This is a genomic window from Nostoc sp. DedQUE05 (assembly GCF_034530955.1).
Lineage (GTDB): Bacteria > Cyanobacteriota > Cyanobacteriia > Cyanobacteriales > Nostocaceae > Nostoc.
This window is the reverse complement of sequence record NZ_JAVRCB010000045.1, coordinates 43,086-65,673: the sequence shown is the minus strand read 5'-3', so window position 1 is coordinate 65,673 and position 22,588 is coordinate 43,086. Positions and strand designations below refer to the sequence as shown.

The 22,588-nt window shown below is 41.6% G+C and carries 17 protein-coding genes; 10 read left to right on the top strand and 7 right to left on the bottom strand.

Annotated features, from left to right (window positions below):
- Positions 1–302: 302 nt before the first annotated feature.
- Entirely contained in the window at positions 303–3,044 is a 2,742-nt protein-coding gene (locus tag RMZ42_RS27405) for a GAF domain-containing protein (protein ID WP_322674375.1), read from the top strand.
- A gap of 627 nt (positions 3,045–3,671) precedes the next feature.
- Positions 3,672–4,442: a hypothetical protein gene (locus tag RMZ42_RS27400; protein WP_322674374.1), complete on the top strand. Its 771-nt coding sequence runs from the start codon at positions 3,672–3,674 to the stop codon at positions 4,440–4,442.
- Positions 4,443–4,592: 150 nt separating this feature from the next.
- On the opposite strand, the gene RMZ42_RS27395 is transcribed toward RMZ42_RS27400, so the two are convergent.
- Positions 4,593–4,850, bottom strand: a complete 258-nt coding sequence (locus RMZ42_RS27395) for a hypothetical protein (RefSeq protein ID WP_322674373.1) — start codon at positions 4,848–4,850, stop codon at positions 4,593–4,595.
- A gap of 58 nt (positions 4,851–4,908) precedes the next feature.
- On the opposite strand from RMZ42_RS27395, the gene RMZ42_RS27390 reads away from it, so the two are divergent.
- Positions 4,909–5,286: a hypothetical protein gene (locus RMZ42_RS27390; protein ID WP_322674372.1), complete on the top strand. Its 378-nt coding sequence runs from the start codon at positions 4,909–4,911 to the stop codon at positions 5,284–5,286.
- A 169-nt stretch (positions 5,287–5,455) separates the two neighbouring features.
- Here RMZ42_RS27390 and RMZ42_RS27385 read toward each other — a convergent pair whose 3' ends face one another.
- Positions 5,456–6,316, bottom strand: a complete 861-nt coding sequence (locus RMZ42_RS27385) for a phosphate/phosphite/phosphonate ABC transporter substrate-binding protein (RefSeq protein WP_322674371.1) — start codon at positions 6,314–6,316, stop codon at positions 5,456–5,458.
- 181 nt (positions 6,317–6,497) lie between these two features.
- Here RMZ42_RS27385 and RMZ42_RS27380 point away from each other — a divergent pair, with 181 nt between their 5' ends.
- Positions 6,498–7,406 (top strand): Tll0287-like domain-containing protein, encoded by a 909-nt coding sequence (locus RMZ42_RS27380; RefSeq protein WP_322674370.1) that lies wholly within the window; start codon positions 6,498–6,500, stop codon positions 7,404–7,406.
- Between the two features lie 48 nt (positions 7,407–7,454).
- Here RMZ42_RS27380 and RMZ42_RS27375 read toward each other — a convergent pair whose 3' ends face one another.
- Both RMZ42_RS27375 and RMZ42_RS27370 read right to left on the bottom strand, forming a co-directional pair.
- On the bottom strand, positions 7,455–8,915 hold the full coding sequence (locus tag RMZ42_RS27375) for a serine/threonine-protein kinase (protein WP_322674369.1): 1,461 nt from the start codon (positions 8,913–8,915) through the stop codon (positions 7,455–7,457).
- 165 nt (positions 8,916–9,080) lie between these two features.
- Positions 9,081–9,407, bottom strand: coding sequence for a DUF4278 domain-containing protein (locus RMZ42_RS27370; RefSeq protein ID WP_322674368.1), 327 nt, complete (start codon positions 9,405–9,407; stop codon positions 9,081–9,083).
- 373 nt (positions 9,408–9,780) lie between these two features.
- On the opposite strand from RMZ42_RS27370, the gene RMZ42_RS27365 reads away from it, so the two are divergent.
- Together RMZ42_RS27365 and RMZ42_RS27360 are read left to right on the top strand one after the other, a co-directional pair.
- On the top strand, positions 9,781–10,035 hold the full coding sequence (locus RMZ42_RS27365; protein ID WP_190728057.1) for a hypothetical protein: 255 nt from the start codon (positions 9,781–9,783) through the stop codon (positions 10,033–10,035).
- Positions 10,036–10,038: 3 nt separating this feature from the next.
- Entirely contained in the window at positions 10,039–11,298 is a 1,260-nt protein-coding gene (locus RMZ42_RS27360) for a murein transglycosylase A (protein WP_322674385.1), read from the top strand.
- 106 nt (positions 11,299–11,404) lie between these two features.
- On the opposite strand, the gene RMZ42_RS27355 is transcribed toward RMZ42_RS27360, so the two are convergent.
- The gene (locus tag RMZ42_RS27355; protein WP_322674367.1) at positions 11,405–12,274 is read right to left on the bottom strand and encodes a DUF5895 domain-containing protein; all 870 of its coding nucleotides are present in this window, start codon (positions 12,272–12,274) and stop codon (positions 11,405–11,407) included.
- A 388-nt stretch (positions 12,275–12,662) separates the two neighbouring features.
- On the bottom strand, positions 12,663–13,355 hold the full coding sequence (locus RMZ42_RS27350) for a haloacid dehalogenase type II (protein WP_322674366.1): 693 nt from the start codon (positions 13,353–13,355) through the stop codon (positions 12,663–12,665).
- Positions 13,356–13,801: 446 nt separating this feature from the next.
- On the opposite strand from RMZ42_RS27350, the gene RMZ42_RS27345 reads away from it, so the two are divergent.
- The 4 genes from RMZ42_RS27345 to RMZ42_RS27330 are packed head-to-tail and all read left to right on the top strand — an operon-like array spanning position 13,802 to position 18,525.
- Positions 13,802–15,559: a ScyA-related TPP-binding enzyme gene (locus RMZ42_RS27345; RefSeq protein WP_322674365.1), complete on the top strand. Its 1,758-nt coding sequence runs from the start codon at positions 13,802–13,804 to the stop codon at positions 15,557–15,559.
- A gap of 12 nt (positions 15,560–15,571) precedes the next feature.
- Positions 15,572–16,714: a 3-oxoacyl-ACP synthase III family protein gene (locus RMZ42_RS27340; protein ID WP_322674364.1), complete on the top strand. Its 1,143-nt coding sequence runs from the start codon at positions 15,572–15,574 to the stop codon at positions 16,712–16,714.
- 40 nt (positions 16,715–16,754) lie between these two features.
- Entirely contained in the window at positions 16,755–17,723 is a 969-nt protein-coding gene (locus tag RMZ42_RS27335) for an SGNH/GDSL hydrolase family protein (RefSeq protein WP_322674363.1), read from the top strand.
- A gap of 46 nt (positions 17,724–17,769) precedes the next feature.
- Positions 17,770–18,525, top strand: a complete 756-nt coding sequence (locus tag RMZ42_RS27330) for an SDR family oxidoreductase (RefSeq protein WP_322674362.1) — start codon at positions 17,770–17,772, stop codon at positions 18,523–18,525.
- Between the two features lie 162 nt (positions 18,526–18,687).
- On the opposite strand, the gene RMZ42_RS27325 is transcribed toward RMZ42_RS27330, so the two are convergent.
- Complete coding sequence (locus tag RMZ42_RS27325) at positions 18,688–22,287, bottom strand: NB-ARC domain-containing protein (protein WP_322674361.1); 3,600 nt, start codon at positions 22,285–22,287, stop codon at positions 18,688–18,690.
- Positions 22,288–22,588: the final 301 nt, after the last annotated feature.

Below are 22,588 nucleotides of genomic sequence, written 5' to 3'. Positions count from 1 at the left end.
ATTAAAAATTTCTTAACTTTAAACTTGAGATGATAGCTGAAAAGTATTTAATGATACAACGGTTTTATATCTCCCCTAAATCCACTTCACAAGGGCTATAGGGAACAAGCAAAATATCTGTTACTTTTCAAACATCCTCTAATCTATTTTCAAAAAGATTTGTAATACATGTATGCCCTTAGCGATGCATTAGTAGCAAGAATTTCTTGAAATAGGATGAAAATCAAAGCATTGTAAGTTGAAAATTTCGATCGGGGACAAATATAAAAAAAATTATACTTCAGTCTTGGTGTATACAAACAATGACACGTAGGGATAAACCAAACGAGTTACAGCAAAACTTCGATCGAGAAAGTTTACTGCACCGGATGACAAAACAGATTAGGCGATCGCTCGACCTTCAAGAGATATTAACAACAACTGTTAGCGAAGTGCGCTTATTTTTGGGTGCAGATCGGGTGAAAATTTATCGCTTTGATGCTGATGGTAGTGGTGAAGTGATTGCAGAATCTATTCATAAACAACGTCTGCCATCCTTATTGGGTCAACGCTTCCCAGTTGATGATATTCCAGAAGCTGCTAGAGAGATGTTTTTGTTAGTGGGGCAACGTTCGATTGTCGATGTGGCAAATGAGAAGATCGGGCTATCGCCTCTACACTCAAAAGAAACTGGCAAACGTCTAGAAACTAATATCTACTATCGGCAAGTAGATCAGTGCCATATTCAATACCTCAAAGCAATGGGCGTGCAGTCTTCGTTGGTAGTACCAATTTTAGATTGCGACCCACAAGAACTATCGGCAAAGCCTAAATTGTGGGGATTGTTGGTAGCTCACCACAGTGAACCGCAAAAGATTTTGAAGGGGGAACTAAAAGTATTGCAGCAAGTTGCTGACCAGGTAGCGATCGCGATCGCTCAAAGTAATCTACTCACTGAAGCCCACGCCAAGCAAAAGCGAGAAGCTACTATTAATCGAGTCACCACATTATTGCATAAACTGCCGACAATCCAATTACAAGGAGCACTAGAAGAAGTTATTACTGCCTTCTGTGGAGTCGGTGGCAGGCTTTACATTGCAGAGAACCGAGAACTATACACTTGGGGCGACCAACCGACACTCCCCTACGAGTTAGATAACACTATTATCGAACAGCATCCCATCTGGCAAAACTGGATGGCTGAGTTTCAACAAGGTAATATTTGGGCAACTACTGACCTCTATAAAGAACCACGTTTGCGAGTTTTGGCTTTAGCATTCCGTTCTAGTGAAATTCGCGGACTCATGGTGATTCCGCTACATTACCGCGAAAAATTTATTGGTGTCTTAAGTATTTTTCGCTCTGAATTGGAAACGGAAATCTTGTGGGCGGGACGATGCGAACATAATCGGCGACAACTTTTACCCCAGCTTTCCTTTGAGGTTTGGCGAGAGCAAAAAAAAGGGCAATCAGCTGAGTGGAAGTTGGAAGACATCTTTTTGGCACAAGCTTTATACGATCATTTCTCAATGGCAATTCAGCAGCAGCAGATGTATAAACAGGTACAATCTCTAAATGCCAACTTAGAACGGCGAGTGCAAGAGCAAACCTCTGAACTCGAAAAATCATTACTGTTTACCAAAGTCATCAAGCAAGTCACAGAGCATATTCGCCGCACATTAGACTTGCAGGCAACTCTGCAATCCATAGTTCAAGAAGTCCGTCCCCTGCTAAATTCAGACCGAATGCTGATTTTCCACCTGAAGACTCAATCAGTGATTGTGGAAGAGATTAATGGTAATTGGCAGTCAGTTTTAGGAGTGAATGCACCACCAGAATGCTTTCCTGATGATTATACCCGTTTATACTGTCAGGGTAGGATACGGGCAATTAACAACCTTTCAACGGCTTCTTTAAGTGATTGTCATCGAGAGTTTTTAGAGAGTCTGCAAGTGCAAGCAAACTTAATAGTTCCAATTAATATGGGTATGGAACTATGGGGCTTATTAATTGCCCATGAGTGTGAGGCTCCCAGAAATTGGCAGGATACAGAAATTGATTTATTGCAGCAGGTGGCAGATCAGGCTGCGATCGCAATTCAACAAGCACAACTCTACCAACAAACTTCACTAGCCGAAACTGAAGCCAGAAATCAAGCCACTCAGTTAGAGCAGACCCTATATGAACTCCAAGAAACACAGACAAGATTGATTCAGACCGAAAAAATGTCCAGTCTAGGACAGTTGGTGGCGGGTGTCGCCCACGAAATCAACAACCCCGTTAACTTTATTTACGGTAATCTGTGCCACGCCAGTGATTACACCGAACAACTGCTAGAAATTTTACGTCTCTACCAGTTATACTATCCCCATCCCCATAGTGAAATTCAAGCCGCGATCGAAGCGATCGATTTTGAATTTTTGGTAGAAGACCTGCCAAAAATCATGATCTCAATGCAAGTAGGAACCGAGCGCATTCGCTCAATAGTGTTGTCGTTACGCAATTTTTCTCGCTTGGATGAGTCTGAAAACAAGCGCGTTGACCTGCATGAAGGCATTGACAATACCTTATTAATTTTGCAACATCGGCTGAAAGGAAATGCTGACTTTCCACGCATTCAGATAATTAAAGATTATGGCAACATCCCACGAGTGGAATGCTATGCCGGTCAAATGAATCAAGTATTTATGAATATTTTCAGCAATGCCATAGATGCTCTGGAAGTAGGGCGTCGGGAGTGGCAAAAGCAGGGTGACAAGGAGAATAACTCATGCCCAATTCCAACTATCCAGATTTCCACTAAAGTCTCAGCAGACAACTCTCGTCTGTTAATTCGGATTACTGACAACGGGCCCGGAATGAATGAAGAGGTGAAAAAGCGAATTTTTGACCCATTTTACACTACCAAGCCTGTGGGCAAAGGTACAGGATTGGGATTAGCAATCAGCTATCAGATTATTGTCGAAAAACATGGGGGAATAATGGAGTGCATTTCAGAACCTGGCAAAGGTACAGAGTTCTGGATTGAGATTCCCATCAAGCCTCCAGCCAAAATCGTTAACTAGCAATAGGAAGTGGGGAATGAGGACGCAGGCGAAGAATTACTTTTGGTGATTGACCAATGCTCAATTGTTAGTTTCAAAACTTAAAAATTGACCGAGCAATTTTTAAATTCATCCACAAGATAGATGATAATTTTCTTAACATATAAGTTAAAAAATAGCTGTCAGCGATCCAGAGCGTGCAATATATTGAATTTGATTAAAAATCATTTAAAAGTAAAGTTTAGTTGCAAAATAAATCCCTCCCAGCTACAAGTGATAATCTAATAGTTGAAGCTAAGAAACAAGCTTCCCGTGGCAGATATAACAGCTGCGTTTGAAATGTTAGTAAGAGGTATAAGACGCTGTTTAACTTACATCTGTCTCGTCAAAATACAGCAACACCCAACGCGAAAACTGCTGTTTCCTCAAATCTAGAAGATTAGGGGGCACTGTAACTGATTTTCATTACTTGTTTACAAAAGCAATGGAAGTTAGTACATCCCTAACTACGATCGACAAAGAGAGGAGATAGTTCAGGGAGTAGAGGCTTGGGTGTTGTTGTGTTTAAAGAGAAGTCTGAAATAGGGACTCCTCTGGGTGTAAGATTATACGAAGTTGAATAGTGAGAAACAGTTAAAATAGCGCCTTATGTCAATAATTGCGCTCAGAGCGTGGTATCTACAGGATTATGAGCCGATTCCAGAACTGGAAAAACGTCAGCCAGACATTCGCTTAAGCAAAAAAAGCCTGCTGAAATCAGCATTGCGAGCAGACTTTTTGGAAGACAGCGACGAAGTGAAAAAATCAACTTGGTTTGGGCGCTATTTGGAAGGAGAAAATATTGAATTTTATATTGAAGGTAGCGGTGGCTATTGCGTCTCTAACATTGACTTAATTAGTCATGAAATTTATTTCACTAAGCAGGCGGTGTTAGCTCAGTTAGAACCAACAATTTTTTTATCCTATCAAACTGAGTATGGCGTAGCGACGAATATTCTCAAAGAAGAACTGCGAAAAAGTTTAGACAATTTAAACTTGCGATCGCGTCTTCCTCTAACATTAATAGAATCCTCTCGTCCTAGCGGTGCTACTTTCCGAATTAACCGCACAATCATGCGGAAAATCCGTAAGAGTTTGTTATTTATAGCTGACACCACCGCCATTGCTAGTATTGATGGTAAGGAAACGCCCCAATTAATTCCCAGTCCGAATGTCTGTATTGAGATTGGCTATGCTATCCAAAGTAAGCGGTCTGAACAGATTCTACTAGCGCAAATGCAACGCCCAGATTTTGAAGGTGAATTTCCCTTCGACTTACCGACACAGCAAATTTTACAATTTCAAGACACTACAGAACTGGACAAAATCCTGACAGAGACGATTAAAAACCAGCTAGCACGATTCAAATTATTTTTTTGAGTAAGATAATACAAAATAATATTACTTACTAAAAATTGAATTATAGCGCTCCTAAAACATTTGTGAGAGTCGGCTCATTGACGCTCTGAACTGCAAACTCTATTTTTAGACTTGCTATTCAGAGCTTTTTATATTTAGAGTTTTTTAGAATTATTTCTTTTTATCCTTATCTAGTTTTTCTTGGATAGCTTGGCGACAAAATTCTGGTGGATCTTCTTGTGCCTTCACCTCTTCCTTCATTTTTTCAGTAGCACGAAAACTAATAGTAGCTGTCATGGGTTCCTCACCTTTTGGTTGTGCTGGCTCAAAATTCTGTGGGTTCCCTTTAGGATTAGGCATTGTTGAGAGATGTAAATAAGGCTTGATACTAATGTTTGCGAGGGAATAGAGTTTTAAATCGGTGAGCATATTGTCTGGAAAACTTGTAGCTCACCGATACCACTTTTACAAGAGGTAACTCTATTTTATGTTTACGCGTTCCGAGTTAGAAATCAAAACCATCAAAGAACTCAGTGAACTATGCTTACGCTACGGCATCAAACCAACTGGGAATAAAGGGTACAAGACCTCATGGATTACATCCTTGATGGTATTCCCTCGAATGGCGTTATCCCAGTTTGAGGCAGGTAAAGGGTTAAAACCTCCTACCTTTGTTTTCATGCAAGCAGTGAGCAACGCTATAGATGAGATGAATGCTCCTACAGATGAGCAAGCTGCACTTATCAAAATCACGATGGAAGGGAGAATCATGAATTACCCAGATAGGTATACTCAAGAAAAACTGCTAGCTTTGCATAAAGCAAAAATGTATCTAGAGTTAGCACTTGGATTATTGAGTAAATAAATTAATTCTTTAATCAGTACGGCAAGACCCTTTAAAGGGTCTTTTTTTAATAAATTAATAAGTATATTTTTATACTTGCTGAGTATACTTAATGTTGAAACTAGGGTATTTGAGCATTAGAAGAGGATTTATGAGAAAACAAAGGCTAAAAGTATTGTTATTGCTTTAATTAAAATAAACGAACAGGTTTACTTTGCAGCTTAGAACTAATTGAACTTACCCGATCGACCACAGAAATCATGTATTTGTAATCTGGTACTTGTCCATTGGGTACATACCCCACTTCTTGAGCTAAATCTGAAGACGATTCACTCATGACTTTGCGGATAAACTCTTGACGGTTACGTTCTACATTCGGCCCAATCAAGACCACACCTAATGGTACATAGTGAGGGTCTTTAAATAGTATGCGAAATTCGGTTGGCGCCAACTGCGAACTATAGAGACTTAATTCCGCCTCCGAGACGGCACAGGCGATCGCTTTTCCTTGAGCGACCAATTCCAGTGCTGCTTTGGGTGTGGGCGCAAACAATATCTCAGCTAGTGTTGTACCATAAAGATTGTAAAGAGGAAAATAATATCCTGTTGCTGAACCCAACTGTCCTAAAGCCACAGTTTTGCCTTGTAGCTGTTTCAAGTCAGTTATCGGATTATCTTTGCGAACAACGAAGATTGAACGTAAATTACTAATACCTATTAAAGGAAATAGGGGAACATATTGGTGACGTGCGATCGCAATAGCCGCTAAACCCGGTGGAGCAAATACCAATGACCAAGCACGAGCATCAAGGCGCTCAACCGCTCTATTTTCATTAAAAACAGGCTCTAATTGAATATATGAGTTTGTTTTTTCACCTAAGTAACTATTAAATTTAGCATATTGATTAATTATCTGTTCGCCTCCACCATAGTTGATTACACCAATAGTTAACGTGCCCTCAACCCCATTTCCATTTTGTGGTTTGCAGGCAGCAAATGTAAAACCTAGTAGATGAAACAGAAATAAACGACGGGGAAATCGCACAAACATCACTAATTATGGTTAAGGAAATAATTTGGCTTTCAAGACTAATTTAGATAAATTTTACTGCTGCCTAAAAAGGTTATATTGCAGTAAACAATTAATATTTATTTAGATATTGTTGAGATGCTTTCTAACAGGTATAAATAAATATTAGACAAACTCACAGGCCACCTTCGTTGCTTAGGTTATGTTAAACAACATTACGTTAAAAAACTTAAAAATAGGTGCTAAATTTAACTTGCTTTTAATATTAGTTTTCATCATCAGTATTTTAGGAAGTGGCATTGCCTTATCCAGTGTACTTCAAGAGAGAGCGCAAAATGAAGTCAGTTCTCAAGCGGAGATTCTCATCCAAACGGTGAATGCAGTTAGAGATTATACACAAAATCGTATTGCTCCCCTATTAGAACCTAGATTAGATACTAACCCAACATTCACGCCTGAAGTAGTACCAACTTTTTCCTCTAAAGAGGTTTTTGAAAATTTTCGTAAAAAGCCTAAATTTCAAAACTTTTTTCATAAGGATGCAACACTTAATCCAACCAATTTAGCGGATAAAGCTGATAATTTTGAAACTCAACTTGTGGAGCGTTTTCGCAACGAACCTAATACTCTAGAAATTACAGGCTTTCGTAAATTGTCAGAAGGTGAAGTATTTTACATTGCACAACCACTAAAAATTACACAAGCAAAATGTTTGCGATGCCATTCTACACCAGATCAAGCTCCTAAAAGTCAGTTGCTAAATTATGGCTCGGAAAATGGTTTTGGCTGGCAACTGAATCAGATTGTTTCTGCTCAAATTATCTCTGTTCCTTCTCAAGATATTTTTGCCAATGCTACACGAACTTGGATATTGATAATGGGACTTTTAATTGCGATCTTTGCGCTCGTAGTTTTCTTAATTAACTTCTTAATTAAAAAATATGTGATTCAGCGTATCAGAAGAATAGAGAAAATAGCTCAAAAAGTTAGTATTGGTGATATGAGCGCTGATTTTGAAGAAAGTTCTCATGATGAAATTGGCGGGTTAGCAGAAGCATTTAATCGGATGAAAGCTAGCTTGAAAATAGCTTTGGAGATGCTGAACAATTAAGGCTAATAATCCGTAATTCACAGAGATAAAAACGCAATTTTGAGAAAATCAAGAAAGTAAGCGTTGCTCAAATTGCAAAGCTTTTTGAGGTTCAGGGATTTGTGATGCTAAAATTTTTACAAATTCTGCACGAGAGATTTTTCCAGCAGATTTCATAGCTTTTTGGACTAAAAACTTAGCTATCGGGCCAATTAAATTAGCCAACTCACGTTCGCACTCTTCCATAAATTTGTCACTGATGACTTGAGATTCTTGGTTTGGTAAATTATTTGAGTTAATACCAGATTGATCGGATTTTACAGTAAGTTCTTGTAAGAGAGTAGATTTTTCTAGTAGAAATGTTGTTTTCTTCTTAAAATCAATTTGTTGATTTTCTCGAAGATGAAGGGCTAATTGACTAATTAATTCTTCCAAATTGGACGCTGATGCTGCAACTTGTCGTAGTAATCTTGAGGCGATGGGGCCGACAAATTCTAAAAGAATTGTTTCTAAGCGGTTGTAACTTTCCCCAGACAGAATAGAAGCAGTCGGATACCCAATTGAGTTTTGTTGAGAAAGCGAAGTTTGAGGTGGTTGTGTAAAATCTGGTACTTGAAGCGATCGCGCTTCTACCTGGTAATCTTGACGATTGTATTCTTGCTGTTTGGGTGTCGAAGATGGTAGTTGAAGCGATCGCGCTTCTTTTGTAATATCGAGATCCTTAAGCACGTGTAAAACTTCAGCCGCAGACTGATAGCGCTGTTTAAAGTGATGTAGCACCATTTTAGATAGCACAGATGCCAACTCAGAACTGACATTAGCTTGATGCTGCCAAGAAATTTCTCCTGTATCTGGGTCTTCTTCAAAGTTTATCGGATGTAACCCTGTCAGCGATTGTATACCAATAATGCCCAAGGAATAAATATCACTGTTGAGGCGGGGCTTACCTTGTCCCTGTTCTGTAGACATATATCCGGGAGTACCAATAATAATAGTAGCTCCCGTGTGCCCTGTAATTGTGAGCAGTTGAGTTTGGACTTGTTTAACAGCGCCAAAGTCAATCAGCACTAACTTACCGTCTTGTTGCCGCCTAATTATATTGTCCGGTTTGATATCTCGATGAATAACGTTGTGGCTGTGAATAAATTGTAGAATACCCAAAACCTGTTGGAGTAGTTGAATGACTCGATCTTCTGGCCAACGTTGATTGGGGAATAGTTCCGCTTTCAGGGTATGTCCTTCAATGAACTCTTGCACCAAGAAGAACTCTTGGTTTTCTTCAAAATAGGCTAAAAGCCGAGGAATTTGGTCATGGTAGCCTAGTTTTTCTAGTGTTTCTGCCTCACTAGTAAATAGCCGTCTGGCAGTTTTGAGAAATTCAGGACTACGAGTGACGGGCTTAAGGTGTTTGACAACGCATTTTGGGAAACCTGGCCGATGGGTATCTTGGGCTATGTAGGTTTGACCGAATCCACCTCCACCTAATATCTGGAGGACTTGGTAACGTCCGTCTAATAATTGTCCTAACATTGTGTTACAAGCCTTAATTCCTCAAATTAATCTTGACACAACTACCAGCTTTGGTAAGGTTTGTTCAGACAGAAAGTAGGTAGTGGCAAAATTTCAAGCAAGGTTTTTTGAGGATTACATTACAAGTTTATGACTAACTAAACTCCAGATCGGCTTGCAGGCATATTATTGTTGAAGCTTTAATAATTCCTCAGAAATCGCCAGTGCCTCAGCTTTTGAAGTAGTTGTTGGTTGAGAGACTACGCTAACTTTTCCTAATTGAGTTTTATTGACAAAATAGGTTATTCCCCGAAAGCTCAATTTATAGGCTACTGGTGCTAGAGAAACTTCTGCCAATTTAGAATTTGGATCGACACAATAGTTAACACCACGGTACATCAAATTATAAACTGGCCCAATTTGAGGAACTGGTTGAAACGGCTGTTCTGTTTTTTTGCTGCCAACTTTGTTTTGGTTATATTCGTAGCTTAGACCACGATAGTAAAGTTTCATAATTTTCGCCTCCTGAATAACTGTTTTTCAACAATGTCAATGACTTATCAGATGTTGATTAGAGAGTTATGCAAGAGCTAAGGTAGACTTACACTTTTTTAAGGAACTGCTTAAAGGATTAGGCGTCTAGAGTGAAGAGTCATTGGGCATTAGGAGTGCTGAGTGCTGAGTTAGGAGTTAAGAGTTAAGAGTTAAGAGTTAAGAGTTTTGTTTATCTCCTTGTCGCCTTGTCTGCTCATTTCCCTCATCTCCCCTGCTCCCCTGCTCCCTCGCCCCCTGCTCCCTTGCTCCCAACCTCCCGTATGCTTACCCTTTTCATTCGGGGGTTACGTGGTTAACAATGGGTTGAATGTTTTTTAAATGATTCAACTTTATGGCTAGAACCGCAAATGAATATGCCGTATACCTCTTACTGGAAAGCGGCCACCGAGAAGAAGTACGTTTTCCTACTATTCAAGAGTTTCAGAAATGGTATAGCGGCGAACTTGTGCCAAAATCTGCTTCTAATGACTTTATTAGCGTACCGATCAAAAATATTCAAGGGGAATATATGGTAGTACGCCCTTCTCGGATTGTGGCAATCCGGGTAGAACCTATTTTTAGTTCTAGTGTTGAAAGATTCAACTAAATGATGAGAAAAACCCTTGCTTTGCTTTCCTTGAGTCTAGGAATTGCCCTCGTAAACCCTCTCTGGTCGGCTGTTGCTCAGGTTCCTAACTTACTGCCTTTGCCACTACCGACGACTCCCGATCTTCCACCTATACCAATACCAATCGCTCCTGAGATCGCGCCGCCGCTAAAACCAATCACTATCGGAAGCGATTGTACACTCCGGCCGACTTGCTTGGGTTGGGATGAGCAAATTTGGGGTCAAAGAGGTAAAATAGGCGATCGCAAAGCGTTGTTAGCTTCCATTGATAACAGTTTGCTTTATCTAACAAAGGGTGATGCGATCGCAGCATATCAAAACTATCCGATCAAGGAAATCACTCTCGATCGCGTCCGCCGGAGTTTGCTGCGTTTCCGCCAACTGGTTGTCAGTTCTAAGTCAGCAGCACAATTACAAGCTGCTGTCAGTCGTGAATTTGTCTTCTACCAGTCCGTGGGCAACGATGGCAAGGGTACTGTTAAGTTCACTGCTTACTACGAACCTGTTTACACCGCTAGCCGTGTCAGAACTGCAATCTATAAGTATCCTCTTTATCGGCTACCACCTGATTTCAGCCAATGGCCGAAACCCCACCCAAAACGAATTGATTTGGAAGGGAAAGATGGTTTAAAAGGGAATAAGAGCAAATTACGCGGTTTAGAATTGCTTTGGTTTCGCGATCGCCTAGATGCATACATGGTACATATCCAAGGTTCTGCCCAAATTAAATTAACTAATGGCAAGACAACATCAATTGGCTATGCCGGCGGCACTGATTACCCTTGGACTAGTATCGGCAAAGAATTAGCCAAAGATGGCAAACTTCCCCTGGAAGGATTAACAATGCCACGTTTGATTGCTTATTTCCGACAAAAGCCCCAGGAATTGAACAATTATCTACCGCGCTGGGAACGATTTATTTTCTTCCAAGAAACAAGCGGTAGAGGTGCTACTGGTAGTATTCATGTGCCAGTGACAGCAGAACGTTCCATTGCTACAGATAAGTCTCTCATGCCACCGGGAGCGTTAGCCCTGATTTACAACTCATTTCCCTATCCTGCCAGTGGTGGCAAACTCCAGAGGCGTACTGTCAGTCGCTTTGTGCTTGACCAGGATACAGGAAGCGCCATCAAAGGGCCGGGCCGGGTGGATTATTTCATGGGGTCTGGTAAACTAGCGGGCGATCGCGCTGGTGTCACAGGCGGTAATGGTTCATTATATTATTTGCTGCTCAAAGAATAAAGTTAGAAGTTAGAAGTTAGAAGTTAGGAGTTAGAAGTTAGGAGTTAGAAGTTAGAAGTTATTAATTCAAAACTCATCACTGATCACTCCTAACTTTTCACTTTTCTTAATACGGCGGATAAGCAAAATCATCTTCATCAGCATAAACGTAAGAGTTGGAAACTCCTGCCATTGCCAATTTAGGGGTTTCTGATTTTACAGGTTCCTTGCCAAAATCTTTGTATTCTTCAAAAGTCTTACAAATCATTGCAGACTCCAGAGCATCGGAAGCAATTAAATATTGCGTTAAAGTCCCTACGGTGGGATGTTTATAGTCCACAGTTGAAGCTACCAAAACTGTATTTGGTTCAATTCCTCTTTCTTCACACTCAACGATCGGACAAAAAATCCCGTGAGCGTGGAACAAAGGCCCTTTTGGTGTTAAAGGTTGCTTGCGGTAGATAGCATAAGCTTTTTCTAGTTCAGCCACGAATCCACCTACTACTCTGCCTTGTTGATATTCGCAGTAGGTTTTGCTGAAACTCGCTCCGGCTGCACCATTGAGAGTTAGTTGTAGTGGTGATTCATGTAAAAACTTTTTATTTTCACCCACTAGAAAAATTAGATAGCGAGTAAAGGTTTTAAATTTAAGTTTGTCGGCTAAAAAAGCATCATAATTATCTTTGAGCGTACCCAGTTTTAGACCACTTTCTCGGTCTTTAACAGACAATGGCCCCCGGCGCACTATGACCAAGCGTGGAGTAGCGCTAATAAAGACTGTTTCTACTCCAGAGCTAAATTCATGCTCAACTTGCTGCCAATTATCATCTGGTACAAAGCCAACAGCATTGGCATTATCCAGCTTAATCGCCAAACCGTGAGATTGTATACCATCTGTGCCATACCGAGGATTAATCATCTGACACCAGGGAAGGACTTGAGAAGGCGGTGCATTGAATTTTTCGTCTTCAAAGTCAAAATTAGCAGATGCTTTCATCGTTTTAGGCTATCAAAGTGTTTTATTGAACAAGGCGATCGGCAGGGCGCACAGGAAAGGAAAGCCAGTTATATGCTTTGGTTCCCAAAGTTTAAGAACATTAAACTGACGTAGTATTTTTTCTAGAGTAAGACAGAATCAATCTATGTTGCAATCCCTGTTTAGTTTTTTATAGCAAGGGACTGGGGATGGTGGGGCCCCCTCTGGGGATAAGGGGTAATGGGGACTGGGGACTGGGTGAAAAGCCTTTTTGTGTCTAAGTTTTATCGTCTGTTGATGTCCTAACCACCAAAGCTTGTGCTATAACAACAAATTCGTTCTTTGGCATCTGTCTATCTAAATGCGTTCTACTTTTTGTTCCTCTCGTGGTTAAATTCAAATCAGCAAATTACTGTAAACTTAAAGCCGCGAGAGTCTTCAAATCAGGCACTTCTAAATCAGGTTGAGTGACTGCTGGTAAACTCGCACTAACCCCTTGTTCTGCTCGACGATTTACCCAGACTGTTGATAATCCTAGAGATTTGGCTGTGACGATATCATGATATACACTAGCAGCAACGTGTAATATCTGCTCTAGCGGCAAATCAATTCTCTCAATCGCCAGTCTGAAGTTGTTGAAGGCAGGTTTGTAGCTTTTTGCCTGTTCTGCTGTGATTACCTCGTCAAATTCCACCTCCAAGTGCTTTGCCGAGAAAGCAAAGATATCGTCATCTACATTTGAGATAATTACCAGCTTAAACTTTTGCTTTAAAGTTCTAAGTGCCTCAACTGTATCGGGGAAAGGCAGCCAATGCTGAATCGAATCGGCAAGTGAATTTAGTTCGTCAGCAGTTGGCTCAAAGCCAAATCGTTCACCAAATTTCTGGACTACTCTTTGCAAAACTTCTCGATATTTGATATATTCTCCAATTTCGAGTTCTGCTTCAAATTCAGCAAAAATATCAAGAATTTGCTCGTCATCCAAATTAGTGTTATGTGCCAGCAGAAATGGTTTTAGCACCCCTAAGATGCCATTTTCCCAATCAATTAGGGTTCCGTAACAATCGAAAGTTAAAGCCTTATACTGATTTAATTCAATCACTTTTTTATACTCCAAAGCTTGATTGATAGCGTTCAGTTTTCACAAACCAAAAGACGGATGAAGTCGTCCGCGTTGGCGCAGTCCGCACTTCGACACCTTTCGGCTTCTCTACAGACGCTACGCGTTAGCGGAGCTTTCGCTTTAGCGAGACGCTCAAGGCAAGAAGCTCAGTGGCCACCGCAGGCATCGCCACATCCACTGTTCTCGAAGTCTCTAAACATTTTTTCTATATCAGAGCAATGCGGAACTTATAGGTTGCTCAAAGATTGGCGAAGTGAACCGCCAAGGTAGTTTTACTGTTATACCTGCGTTAAAAGCAGTACTCACCGAAGTTGTATGGGCGTTATCCAAACAAATTTATATTACATTGATAATACAAGATTACTAAGTTTAGGTGTGGGATAATAGTTATTCCAAAAAGGAAATTATTCCTAAGTATAATTTGTATGGATGTGAAATTTCAGGATACACAAGCAAATACCACTAAACAATTAAACTCAAGTAAACAGCCATCTAATAGCAAGCCATCCGAAACTTTTTCGGTAGCGGAGGCAGTGGTAAAAATCCTGGAAGATATGGGGGTGCAGTATGCCTTTGGTGTTTCGGGAGGTGCGATCGCACCAGTGTGGGCTGCACTACACCAAAGTTCTATCCAGGTGCTGCACTTTCGCCATGAAGCTGGAGCCGCTTTTGCAGCCATTGAGGCGTATTTTGCTAGCGATCGCCCAGTTGTGGTATTCACTACAACTGGTCCAGGGATTACCAATGCATTAACTGGCTTGTTTGCTGCACGTTGGGAAGGTGCTAAAGTTATTCTTCTGTCGCCTTCCACATCGGCATCGCAGCGTGGAAGGTGGGCATTCCAAGAAACCAGCACTTACACCATGCCTAGTGAGGGACTGTTCACATCAGAACCACTGTTTCATTATGCGACGACTCTCGAATGCAGCGATGAACTGTCAAAAGTTCATCGACGGTTGGCACTTGGTATAGCCCGACCAGATGGTTTTGTCGCACACTTAAATATCTCCACTAATATCCAAACTAGTTCGGTTAAGACATCATTGCCACGAGTGGCTTTCTCTTTTGCTCCCGCAGCCGTAAATGAGGAAACTATTGCAGAATGTACGCGGTTGCTTTCAGAAGGACCATTTGCCATTTGGGTCGGCTTTGGTGCGCGGGGTGCAGCAGCAGAAATTCGTCAGCTTGCAGAAGCAACGGGAGCGGCGGTAATGTGTTCGCCTCGGGGCAAAGGCATTTTTCCCGAAAACCATCCTCAATTTGTTGGTGTTACAGGTTTTGCCGGAGATACGTCAGTTTTAACGTATATGCAAGAACAACGACCTTTACGAGTGTTGGTGCTAGGAACGCGCCTCAGTGAATGGACTTCGTTCTGGAATTTTGCAATGATTCCAAAACGAGGCTTCGTGCATATCGATATCGACCCAGAGGTTCCAGGAACTGCATATCCATCTGCCGAAACCTTTGCCATTCAGTCCGATGTGGGAATGTTTGTAAAGGCACTGCTAAAGAACTTTCCACAACACCCAAATCAGTTAACAGAAATGTTGCTGCCTTGTTCTAAGCCTGTAATACTTAATCCACGCGCAGAGGGCCCAGTGCGACCGGAAGTACTCATGGATGCAATTCAACGGCAAATAGTTGAAGGAAGCGATGCGGTTGTCATGGCTGAAGGAGGAAACTCGCTAGCTTGGGCAATTAACTTACTGCGATTTGCCAAACCAGGTCGTTTCCGAGTCAGTACCAGGTTTGCATCTATGGGTCATTTCGTCACAGGCGTCGTGGGTGCTTCACTGGCACGCAATGGTAAGACCGTCGCCATAGTTGGAGACGGTGCCATGCTAATGAACAATGAGATAAGCACGGCTGTAAGATACCAGATCGCTGCCGTTTGGATTGTACTAAACGATGGGCGCTATAGTATGTGCGACCAGGGGATGACTTTGCTAGGCTTCCAAGGTGTAGATGTAGAGATTCCGCAGGCGGATTTTGTCAAGATAGCTTGTGGAATGGGAGCTGACGGCATCCGCGTTGAAACAGAACCTGAAATCCAGGCAGCTTTGGAGAAAGCGATCGCCTCGACCTGTCCGTACGTTGTTGACGTAGTAATTGACCCAACCCGGCTTGCACCAATTAGGAGTCATGTTGACAATCTGATTGCACAAGGTGCTACGAATTACTAAGAGGAGATTTTCATGGTGCATCATTCAGTAGGTATTCGCGCGATCGCAGTTAGTTTTCCCAGCATCAGACGTACAAAAGATTATTACAGAGAGAAATATCCAGATATAGTTGCTCAAGTTGAGGAAAAAAGCTTGGGAAGGCTGTTTTCGCTTGCTGGCTCTACCCCCAGCAACGAGTTTGATTTGGAGATGTTGCCATATCTGTCAGATCCTTTTCGTGGTACTGTCGAACAGCGGGTACTTGCTCCAGGTGAATCATCGCTGATGCTAGAAGAGCGTGCAGCTCGTGATGCTCTCAAAGCAGCGAAGCTTAATCCTGAAGAAGTCGATCTCATGCTCGTAGCCTCGATTTGGCCCGAACAAATCGGATTTGGTAATGCCGCCTTCCTTGCCCAAAAACTGGGACTGCAAGGCGCTGCATGGAATCTTGATGGAGCGTGTGGTGTTACCCCAGTAGCATTGCAAACTGCTTGTGCTCTGGTACAAGCAGGTGAGTACCGCAATGTACTGGTAGTAATTTCCTGCACTTACTCTCGCTTTGTCGATGAGGAAGATACTGTTTCCTGGTTTCTCGGTGATGGTGCTGGAGCCTTCGTTGTCGGTTCAGTCAAACCTAACCAAGGAATACTCAGTACAAAAACTGTGAATACAAGTTGTTTATGTGACTTATTAACCTTAAATATTAGAGAAAACAAGCAAGGCAATCCACGAATTCAGATGCAGTTGAACAAGGACGCAAAAAATGCGCTCAGTGAAGAATCGACTCAGCTTTTACGTACCTGTTGCGAAGGTGCTATCTCAGCAGCCGATTTAACTCTCGATCGAATTGACTTTTTCCTTTTCAATACAGCCACAGCTTGGTTTTCAAGCTTCTGTGTACGTGTACTTGGTATTGACTCAGAGCGCACCCTTAATCTCTACCCTCTGTACGCTAATATTGGGCCGGTACTTACTGTAGCCAATCTTTATCACGCTGCACAGATGGGTAAAATTCGTGAAAATGATTTGGTTCTCATTTATGGCTTTGGTGCAGCAGGAGTCGCCTCTGCAAGTGTAATGCGTTGGGGTAACGTGGCGCTAGGTCTTGTTCCAAATCAGGGCGAATCTGAATCAGCACTGAAAAGTTCTTTAGATCGTAGCTTCACTTTTTGTTAAAGTTATCTATCAAGATTTAAAGCATATCCAGTAGTCGATCGTGCAAAAACAAATTTTGGCGGCGGGCTTTTACCTGTTATTTTTGATATTTCCGCTCAAAGTCTCGGCAAAAGATTATGACGAGATTTATGTTTTTGGAGATAGCTTTTCCGATACGGGTAATGTATTTAATGCAACTAACGGAATCGTTCCCCCAAATCCACTTTACTTTAATGAACGTTTTTCCAATGGTTCGGTTTGGGTGGAATATCTCGCCTCCGATCTAGGGATAACTTTCAATCCGAAGACCAACTTTGCCTTTGGTGGCGCAACTACAGGATTGAAGAATATCGGAATCAGCACTCTACCAGGATTACAACAACAAATCAACAGCTTTACAACAGCAAATCTGTCTGCCGATCCAAACTCCCTTTACATTTTGTGGGCGGGTGTTAATGATTATTTAGATTACTTTTTCCAAGGCACTCCCAACCCTACCCAGAGTGTGACAAATTTATCAACGGCGGTAAAATCGCTTGCTGCTGTTGGAGCTAGAGATATTATGGTGTTGAATCTGCCAGATTTAGGAAAGTTTCCAGTTACAAGTGGCAATAGTCAAATTTCTAGCTTACTTAGCACTTTTACCAGTAAACATAATTCCAGCTTGACTACAAACCTCAAACTTTTGAGTCAGGAACTAAACCCTAATGTCAACATTATTTCTCTTGATGTTAATTCTCTTTTTAATCGGATTATTGCAAAGCCGGAGGAATTCAATCTTACAAATGGAACTGACTCGTGCATCGGAGATTCACCAGTGGTGCCTATTGAAATTACCACACAGCCAGTTATGTGTATCCCAGACAAGTTTTTGTTCTGGGATGAAGTCCATCCTACGACTGCCACTCATCAGCTAATCGGAAAATTAGCGTTTTCCGCCCTTGAGCCAGTGCCTGTCCCTGAACCTTCTGCTGTGTTAGGAGTTTTAGTTTTTAGTGTAGGTGCAGTATCGCTACAGAAACGCAAATAGTTCAGTTGGTGCAAAACAAAGCAATCAAAAGGGAAGGAACACACCTATGACAGGTCAATTAAATGGGAAAGTCGCGCTGGTTACAGGGGCCTCATCAGGTATTGGTCGGGCGAGTGCGATCGCATTTGCCAGTGCTGGAGCAAAAGTTGTGGTTGCTAGTCGTCGGCTCGTCGAAAGTGAGGAGACTGTGCGCCTGATAAAAGAGATCGGAGGTGAAGCTATTTTTGTTAAGACCGACGTTTCAAATGCTGCTGAAGTAGAGGCACTGGTCGATAAAACTGTAAAAACTTATGGTCGTCTAGACTGCGCTTGCAATAATGCTGGGATTGGGGGCAATCCCGGCTTAATCACTGATGATATCTCAGAAGAAGACTGGGATCGTCTGGTTAATGTAAATCTTAAAGGAACGTGGCTCTGCCTCAAGTACGAAATCAGGGCGATGCTCAAACAGAACAGCGGGGCGATCGTAAATGTGGCTTCTGTCGGTGCTGTCGTTGGTGTACCTGGTTATGCCATCTACTCAGCCACAAAGGGCGCAGTCATTACTCTAACTAGAACCGCAGCAATAGAATATGCTAAATCTGGTATCCGAGTCAATGTCGTGAGTCCAGGTGCTACGGAAACTGATATGCTAGCTAGTCTTCCCGTAGATTTAATTGCTCAACTTCCAACAGCGCATCCAATAGGGCGTATTGGCAAGCCTGAAGAGATTGCAAAAACGGTGGTTTGGTTGTGCTCAGATGCGACTTCCTTCATCACGGGTCATAATATGATGATTGATGGAGGATATACTGCACAGTAAGGCAGGGTAGATGAAGGTGAAGGTAGCAAGTTCGCAATTTTACTTGCTTCAGAAACATCTATCTTATCAACAAAAAGTGTAGAATTTTAGAGCATCTCAAGAGATTGAATCAAGATATTGAATGAAGAACAAATGAACAATCACTGTAGTAGTATTAAAATACTATCTATCTTGATGCTCAACCGCTCCTAAAGCTTTTAGAGTGGTAATAGTCGCCAAAGTTACACCTGTAATAGCAGTAACGTTCATGGCTTCATAAGGTCTAGAGCTAAAAAGAATTTTCAGGCATTCACCTGTCAATATATCCCAAAGCTTAATTGTTCCATCTTCACTACTACTAGCTAAAGTATTACCTTTAGGATTAAAAGCAACTGACCAGGTTAACTTAGTGTGTGCTGATAAAGTTTTCTCGCAGTTGCTTGTGCTGACATCCCACAGCTTCACAGTTTGGTCACCGCTACCACTTGCTAATGTACAACCATCCATACTAAAAGCAGCGGAATATACGCAATTAGTATGCCCATACAAAGTTTTAAGACACAATCCGGTGCTAACATTCCATAGTTTTACTGTTTGGTCACCGCTGCTACTTACCAATGTTGTACCATCAGGACTAAAAGCAACTGACCAGATCCAGTCAGTATGACCTTGCAGAATCCGCAAACATTGCCCAGTAATAACATCCCACAGCCTTACTGTTTGATCGTGACAACCGCAGACTAATGTATGACTGTCTGGGCTGAAAGCAACTGACCATACCCGATGAGTTTGTCCCTCCAGAATCCGCAAACATTGCCCAGTGCTAACATCCCACAGTCTTATTGTTTGGTCTTCACTACCACTGGCCAGCATCGTGCCATTAGGACTAAAAGCGACTGATAATATTCTATTACTATGTCCGTGCAAAGTTTTAAGACATTTACTGGTGTTAATATCCCATAGTTTCACCGTTAGATCCTCACTACCACTAGCAAGGATGCTACCGTCTGGGTTAAGAGAAACTGATGTAACCCGATTACTATGCCCCCGCAATGTTTTAAGGCATTGACCAGTGCTGGCATCCCATAACCTCACCGTTTGGTCACTACTACCACTAGCCAGCATGGTGCCTTGGGGATTGAAGGTAACTGACCATATCCCATTACAGTAACCTTGGAAGGTCTTGAGGCATCCACCTGTACTCAAATCCCACAGCTTAACCGTTTGGTCATCACTACCACTCGCTAGCGTTGTACCATTAGGATTAAAGGCAACTGACCACACCTTGCTACCATGTCCTTTCAAAGTCTTGATGCATCCACCTGTACTCACATCCCATAGCTTAACTGTTTGGTCATCACTCCCACTTGCCAACTTACGACCATCTAAACTAAAGGCAACTGAATTTATTAAGTCAGTATGACCTTGCAGAATTTGAAGACATTGACCACTGCTGATATTCCACACCCTTAATGTTTGGTCATGACAACCACTAGCTAGCGAACCATCCAAGCTAAAGGCAACAGACTGCACCCTATGGGTGTGTCCCAGCAAGGTTTTGATACATTGACCAACGCTGATATCCCATAGTTTCACCGTGTGATCGTCATTTCCACTTGCAAGTATTGTACTATCAGGACTAAATGCGACTGCCCACACCCGACTGGATACCTGTAGAATCTTAATGCATTGACCGCTGCCGACATCCCACAACCTCACCGTTGTGTCTTCACTGCCACTTGCCAGCATTTTACCATCCGAACTGAAGGAAACAGACCATATTCCACCGCTATGACCTTCTAAGGTTGCGAGGCATTGCCCACTGCTAGTATCCCACAGCTTCACTGTTTGATCGTCACTGCCACTAGCGAGAACACAACCATCGGGACTAAAGGTAACTGGCCAAATCCAACCCTTGTGCCCCTTGCAGGTAAGCAGTTGTTTTCCATCCACAACCTGATACAGGCGAATCTCATTATTAGTATCTCCTGTCGCTAAAAATTTTCCATCAGGGCTGAATGCCACTGAGTGAATCCCCCCTATGGTTTCAGCAAAAACACATTTACTTAGATTGGCATGAGCAAAATTTACATTGTGTAAATTTACGTTGCGTAGGTCTGCTTGCCAAACAGTCAGATAAGAAAAATCATAGCCACTTAGATCCGTCTCTAAATAACAAAGCAGATTGAGAATATTGCCAGCCGTATACCCTGGTTCTAGCGGAGATTCTTCTCGCAGTGTTGCAAGAATTTGAGTTAACTGACTTTCAATATTTTTTTTGCTTCTTAAGTCGTAAAGCAAGCCATCTATGACTGGTTTAAGGATAAGGCGAACCTGAATATCTTTAACATAGTCTTTACCAGTCGCCTTTATCAAAGCATGACGCCTAAACAAATCAATATTCTGAGTAACAATTTCTTCACAGACTTCTTCTATCAATCTACTAGTCATATACTCCATGACTACAGGCTGAAGTGTAAATAGTGCTTTACTTTTTTCAATCAACGTAGGCGTTGGCATTAGCGTACCCCTACGGGAAAGCAAGCTACGCGCAGGGTCTCGTAGAGAAGCCTTCTCAATTAGCGATCGCCTTCCTAAAGATTCTACAGCCTCTAGTAATTTTGCTGGTGCTACTGGTGATATAATATCATTTCGCAATTCTGGAAGTGCCATTGGCTCACGATTAATCGCTAGCCAATACATTATTTCCTTTTCTAAATCTGACAAGCGCTCAAACTGCTGCTCTAAGATATCGCGAATGTCTCCAAAAACAGCCGTGTCTTGTTGCAAAAAGTCACTCATATTACCATCAAAGATATCTTGAATGGTTGTGGCAACTATCTTTAAAGCTAATGGATTGCCTGCGTAACGTTCAATCATTAATTTCCATTCATCCTCTGCTGCCGATAGCCCCTTGAGCTTTAAAATTTCTTGCCCTTCGGCTACCTTCAATCCACTCAGTGGCAATGAGCGAACAGGTAGTGCTTGTCCTTCCAAAAATGCTATTTCTCTGGGTTTTTCACGACTAGTCAGCACTAAGCAGCTTTGGTGATTTGCTTCTCCCACCCGTCTTAAAAGCTCACCATATTCCTCATATCCTTCTCGATAAAGTCCGGCGCGGCTACCACTGCGGAGAATTGATTCTGCATTATCAAGGAATACTAAACAGCGATAATTTTGTAAATAATAGAGTAGTCGCGATACCCGATCGCTAAAACTTTCTGGTAAGTTACTTTCTGTTTCCTGTTCGTCAGATAAAAATTGAATTAAGTTACCTAGAATAATTTTAACAGGTGGTGCTTCTCGTAGCGATCGCCAAATCACATACTCAAAGTTGTCCTGAATTTTTTGAGCAAACTTTACAGACAGTGCTGTTTTTCCAATACCTCCTATTCCCAAGAGTGCAACCAATTGGCAGTTCTCATTAAGAATCCATTGCTCTAATGTAATAAGTTCTTCTACACGCCCATAAAAAGCGGAGTTAAAGATAGCCTCTCCCCAATCTAAACGAGTATTTGAGCTTGAATAGTCACTTTTATCTATTTTTAAGTTAAAAACGGAAAAAAGCTTCTCAATAGTCTGTTTGTCAACTCCTCCCTCCCGATTCAATACTTTCGAGATGGTAGCGGAATATAAACCAGAACGTACACTCATTTCTTCAAGAGTATACCGATTTCCAAAATTTTCTTTTGCTTCTAACTGATGCTTTGCTTCTTTAATTTTTTGTAAACCCTTGGTAGTAAGTGCAACGCCACGCTTACGTCTCCAATTCTGTAAAGTCATGTATTAACTCACTGTTCGTTTAATCACTTTTTATTAAAAGGAATTATCTACTAGGTTGTTATAGATATAGGGTAATAGCCATAACAAACGAATAATCTTATGTTGCAGAAGATTTAAAATAGGCATATTACCAAAATGAATAGTAATAAAAGCTACCTTTATCATCCACTCATCTCGGTAATTCAACGCTGCTTGCTCAACAGACTATCTGGACTGTAGGACATTGCTAACATCATCTTTTTAGCCGAAAGCTTCTTACATTTGGTGATAGTAGATTTATTACGTATGGTATTAGTAATTT